Source organism: Streptomyces sp. MnatMP-M17, assembly GCF_900091995.1.
In the GTDB taxonomy this organism is placed as follows: Bacteria; Actinomycetota; Actinomycetes; order Streptomycetales; family Streptomycetaceae; genus Streptomyces.
On the sequence record NZ_FMDK01000656.1, the window covers coordinates 1 to 5,456 of the forward strand.

The window sequence follows — 5,456 nt, forward strand, 5'->3', positions numbered from 1 at the left end:
CGAATCCGGCCTCGGCGGCCTGCCGTCCCAGCTCGCGGCGGGCCAGCAGTTCGTCCCGGGTGAGCCGGCGGCCGGTCGAGGCGACGGCCGCGAGGATCTTCGCGTACCCGGTCAGATACTCGTCGGGTATCGCCGTCTGCCCCGTCTGCCCCCTCGGGCCCGCCTGGCTCGTCTGCCCCGTCTGCCCTGTCACATCCACTCCCGTCCGCACCGTCCGCACCGTCCGCACCGTTTCCACCATCCCCACCCGTCTGCTTCCGTTCGCGCCCGCGGCCCATGCCTTTCTAACCCATGGCGCCCGCGCCCGCGTCGCTGTCCTCCTGGCGCTGAACGGTCGCGCTGAACGGGCAAGCAGCCGGGGATTTCTCCTCGGCTGCTTGCCCGCGCAACGCGTATGTACATACGGACGGCGGACGGTGGACGTCAGCCGCACGCCGCCGAGTTGAGGGTGAAGGCGGTCGGCTGTGGATTGCTTCCGTTGAACGTGGCCTGGAAGCCGAAGCTCACCGAGCCGCCGGCTGCGATCGCCTTGTTCCAGCCGACGTCCTTGGCGGTGACGGTGGAGCCGCTCTGGGAGACCGTGGCGTTCCAGGCGTTGGTCACGCGCTGGCCGCCCGTGTACGTCCAGTTCAGCGTCCAGCCGTCGACCGGCGCCGTGGAGGTGTTCTTCACGGTGACGGTGGCGGTGAAACCGTTGTTCCAGGCGCTGTCGATCCCGTAGGTGACCGCGCAGCCGGAGGCCGGCGGATCGCCGCCGTCACCGCCGCCGTCCGTCGTTTCGGCGGCGAACTGGGTGAGCCAGGCGAGCGGCGCGTTCCAGTTGACCGCCACCTCGTTGGTCGAGTAGGAGCCGATGTCGTCGATGTAGCAGGCGGCGGGCTTGCAGCCGGCCAGCTCTTCCTGCGCGACCGGGTCCTGGAGCGCGGCGTTGGGACCGCCCGCGATGGATCCGGCGGGCGGGTTGGGCAGCGAGGCGTCGTACTGGTTGGCCCAGAAGCGGTGGTGCTGGTTGCGGGACGGCTGCTCGCCGTAGCCGCTGACGTACGACTGACCGAGAGTGTTGCGGCCGAGCAGATAGTCCAGCGCCTCGATGCTGCCGGCCCGGTACCGCTGCTGTCCGGTCAGTCCATACGCGACGGCCATGACGATGCCGTTGTTGGCCACCTGGCCGTTGGAGCCCCAGACGTACGCCGTCGCAGGGAGCGGTACGGCGTATCCCTGGCCGGACATGGTGGTGAGATGGGCGTCGGCGGCGGCGGTCACCGAGGCGCGGAGGCGCGTGGTCTCGGCGGCGGGCAGACCGGTGGGCACGGTGGCCAGGACGATACGGCCGAGGGCGGCGGTGTCGGCCCAGCCGAAGCCGAAGGAGGTGAAGGCGCCGGACGAGGTGTGCCAGGGCGAGGCGGTGACGACGTCGCGGTAGGCGGCCTCGCCTGTCGTCGCGTACAGCTCGGCGCCCGCCCAGTAGAACTCGTCGCTGACCGTGGCGTCGCCGTACGCTCCGCCGCCGGTGCCGTCGGAGTCCGGCGCGATCAGATTCGGGTTGGCCCGTGCGGCGGTCCAGGCGCGGCGGGCGGAGTCGAGGCAGCGGGCGGCGAAGGCGGCGTCGTACGGCGCGTAGACGCGGGCGCACTGGGCGGCGGTGGCCGCGAGGTTGAGCGTGGCGGCGGTGGAGGGACGGTGCAACTCGCGCTGCTGGTCGTCCAGTTCGGGACGGGTGGGCAGGCCGGTCCAGTTCGCGTCGTGGATCTTGTGGAAGGCCATACCGGCGAGCGGTTTGCCCTCCGGGACCTGCATCCGCATCAGGAAGTCCAGCTCCCAGCGGGCCTCGTCCAGTACGTCGGGCACGCCGTTGCCGCGCTCGGGGACGCGGAGCGTGGAGTCACCGAGGGCGGCGTCCGTTCCGGCGCGCTTGGCCCGCTCGAAGGAGTTCACCAGCAGCCAGGTGGAGAGCCCGCCGTTGACGACGTACTTGCCGTGATCCCCGGCGTCGTACCACCCACCGCGCACGTCGCGGCTGTAGTCACAGACCCCGGCCTGGCACGGCACGCTGGTGTCGCCCTTGTTCGGCGCGATCCCGAGATGCCCGGCGGGCCGGGCGTACGCGGCGCCCGCGAGGGCGGGATCGATCGCGATGCCGCTGCGCTGCTGGTAGAAGAACGACATCGCGTCGGAGCGGAGGGTGTTGTAGAGCCCGGCGCGGATGTCGAAGGGATGACTGCGCTGCCCGTCCACGACGAGGGTGTAACCGGTGCCGGTACCGGTGTACGAGGAGAAGTCGGCGAGATGCGTCGAGTCCCCGGAAGCCGTGTCGGCGCCGCGCGCGGTGGTGACACCGGAGGCAACGGTGGCGCCTGCCGCACTGCGTAACTCCCAGGCGGTGGGCGCGGTGGCGGCGGTGACGACGGTGGCACGCTTGGGCCCGTCGGGCAGGTACCCGACTTGATTGACCTGCACGGCGATGGCGGCGGCGGCCTTCGGGGCGGCGGCGTCGGCGGTGGCCCTGGGGGCGGCCGTCAATCCCGCGACGGCCAGGACGCCGGACAGCACCCCGACGAGCCCGCGCCGCAGGGCGGACGGGGACGGGTGCGTGAGCAGGGGCATGAGGATGGTCACCTTTCGTATGCGGGTGCGGTGCGGAATGTGATGGGAGCGCTCCCAGTCCGGAGAGTTGCATGCACACGTCACTCCGTCAACGCTTTCCGCACGACTTGGCGGGCCGACAAGGGGCCGACAAGGGGCCGGCCCGGGGGCGGCCGGGGGCGGCGGCCGGGGCAGCGCATGACTCGACATGGACAAGCCCGTCTCACCGCGGAGACCGGCCGTCCCCGCTCGGAAGAGCCTTCAGCCCCTGGTACGCCTCTCGGAGATCCAAGGCCTCCGGGAGCTGCCGCCGCTCCACGGCCCTGACGACTTCCAGCGCACGCCAGTGATTCGACGGAACGACACGGCCGGACAGTATGGCCCGCTGTGCCGCATCGCACGCCTCGTCCAGCCGGTCGTTGGCGAGCAGGGCCAATGCCAGATCGATGTTCGCCGACGCCACCCGGCGCGGCCATTTCTCGAAGTCGTGAGCGGGGGCGAGTCGCGCGATGACTTCCCGCGCGTATTTCTCCGCGGCTGGATCTCCGACCCAGGCAAGCGTTGTCGCTGTGTAGGCCAGCGACTTACCGGGGTCGTACTGGTAGTGATGTTCCACGCCCTTGCGCGGGACGAGTGCGGCCGACATACGCTGAACACGGTCTATGGCCGCGTAGGTTTTGGAACCTTCCCCGAGGCGCGCTCTTGCCCGGCCCTCCTGCGCTGTCGCCTGAATGGCGACCGAGGTCCCGGCCGGTGCCAGTTCTTGCGCGATCTCCGACAGCTGCAGCGCGCGGCCGTAGTCACCATCCGTGAGGACCCGCCAAGCGTCCGTCTCGTAGCACCACGCCTCAATTTCGCGGTGCTCGGCGTGCTGCGCGAGGGTGGCCGCCGCTTGCAAACGGGCCGTCGCCGCGTGTTCCTGGTTCAGGTCGATATGGAGCGTGGCCCCCAACAGTTGAAACCATCCCCCGACCACGTGAAGGCGTCGCTGTTCCCCGAGCGTCATGCGTGCGTCCATGAGGTGCGCGACATACGCCGAATGTTTGCGCACTCTTTCCAGCAGCTCTTGCGGCGGGGAGGCGGGATATCTCATGGCCAGGTCGTCGAAGGAGCTCTCCAGCCGGCTCAGGGTCTCCTTCCCCGCGTCGCTTGCCGATACCCGCCGCGTCAATTCGAGAGCATCGAATTCGTCATCGCTGCTCGGAGGAGGAACAGCGAGCCATGCGCCAGGAGACCGCGGCGGTACATAAGCATCGGGAACCAGCAGCGCGTCCAGATTATCCGCGGTAACTGCCAACGCCTTGGCGATTTTTGGACGTTGCCACGGTTGGGGGTCGTTCTTCCCGTTCTCCCAGCGCTGCACCGTTGAGCGATCGACACCGACCGCCTCCGCGAATTCTTCTTGACTGAATCCGCACGCTTTCCGGCGGTCCGTGAACCTTCGTCGCCTACTGGTCATCGTGGGCCGATCCCCCCTCGTGTGGGTGTGTCTTCCCTGCTCAGCGTAGCCAGTGCAGCCAGGATGCAGCAGGATTGCGGCCTTTCTGCTGTGGTCCGGCCCAAATCCCCCTGATTACCTGTGCCTTGTGCATGACTGACAGCGCGTACAGGGAAGGCGCGGACACCATGGCTGGCACGACGACACCCCCGGCAACCACTGACACCGACTTCTTGTGCGCGCTGATAGCGGCTGGTGGTTACTGGGGCTTGGCCCCGGACTGGGTGCCCCGTGTCGGGTACACCGTGCCCGCGCAAGCCGTCCTGCGGCGTGTTGAGACCGGGCTGCTCATCGAGCTCGCCCCAAGGATCGGTGAGAAGCGGTGAGCGTCCGGAATGCGACCGACCTCATCCGGCAACACCCGCACCGCCAGCCGGCCGGCCGGAAGGGGGAGACGGTGTGAACGCCGACCTTCCCGAAGGGGCGGATCTTCCGTTCCGGTCCGGTATCGAGTTCCCGCCGTGCGCCTGCCCCATGTGCTTGCACCGTCCGAGGGAATCGACGGACGACAGTCCGGCTATGGCGCAGCTCAGGCCCCGCCTTCGGCAGGACACGGCCCAGCGCCACCACGAAATCAACATCTTGGGCCGGCGGCTGTGACTGACCGGCCCTCCCCGTACGACGGAAGCGAAACCGCGCGCCTTGTCCTACCGAGATCACCATTCCCGCTGCTTCGAATGCCATTGGCCCGTCAAGCCGGACGAACCCCATCGCACGGCTTACTGGGACGCTCCCTCCGGCCTCGGCTGGTACGTGCCCGCACATGACGACTGCTTCGAAGCAATGGACGACGAACGGCGCCGCGTATTTTTGGGAAGGAGCGGACGTGAGGACATTCCGTGATTTTGGCTGGGCGTCTTTCGTCGTCGGTGTCGTCGGACTGATCCTTTGGATTGTCACCCTGACGACCACCGGCGACCGGTGAACCCCCGCTCACGTACTCACGACGAGGACGGGACCGACGAGCGCCAGGGGCCTCCAGCCCTGACCAGTCTTCCCCTTGTGCACATCGGTGGGTGCCCTCACCGTGCAAGGGGATTCCCCGCCCCGTCTCAGATGGAGAGGAGGAAATGGCGACCCTGCTCGACGCCTGCGCCGCGCTGCCGTCGGACCGCCCGGACCGCCCCGCGACACCGTTCGCCGTGCACCTCGAAGACCACCGCCAGTGGGCGGACGGCCATCCGGCCCCGCCCGCGGTCCTCCACCGGGCCCTGGCCGTCTGGACCCGGATCCACGGCGCCCTGTCCCTGGAACTCGCCGGCCACTTCACCGGGATGGGATTCGATCCGGCGCTGCTCTTCGCCGCCGAAGTGGACGACCTGACCGGCCCGTCGACCTGACCGGCCCGTCGACCTGACCGGCCCGTCGACCTGAC

At 69.1% G+C, this 5,456-nt stretch carries 3 protein-coding genes and 2 pseudogenes; 2 read left to right on the forward strand and 3 right to left on the reverse strand.

Annotation, left to right across the window (positions count from 1 at the left end; genetic code table 11):
* The 3 genes and pseudogenes from GA0115259_RS39220 to GA0115259_RS27425 form a co-directional block, all read right to left on the reverse strand.
* Positions 1-193: pseudogene (locus GA0115259_RS39220) on the reverse strand (hypothetical protein); the annotation flags it as partial.
* 230 nt (positions 194-423) lie between these two features.
* A complete protein-coding gene (locus GA0115259_RS27420) occupies positions 424-2,604 on the reverse strand; it encodes a glycoside hydrolase family 9 protein (RefSeq protein WP_093602012.1) in 2,181 nt (726 codons plus the stop codon).
* A gap of 202 nt (positions 2,605-2,806) precedes the next feature.
* The gene (locus tag GA0115259_RS27425) at positions 2,807-4,042 is read right to left on the reverse strand and encodes a helix-turn-helix domain-containing protein (protein ID WP_093602014.1); all 1,236 of its coding nucleotides are present in this window, start codon (positions 4,040-4,042) and stop codon (positions 2,807-2,809) included.
* A gap of 802 nt (positions 4,043-4,844) precedes the next feature.
* Here GA0115259_RS27425 and GA0115259_RS40615 point away from each other — a divergent pair.
* Positions 4,845-5,006, forward strand: a complete 162-nt coding sequence (locus GA0115259_RS40615; protein ID WP_161230481.1) for a hypothetical protein — start codon at positions 4,845-4,847, stop codon at positions 5,004-5,006.
* 139 nt (positions 5,007-5,145) lie between these two features.
* Positions 5,146-5,421: pseudogene (locus tag GA0115259_RS27440) on the forward strand (TetR-like C-terminal domain-containing protein); the annotation flags it as partial.
* Positions 5,422-5,456 lie beyond the last annotated feature (35 nt).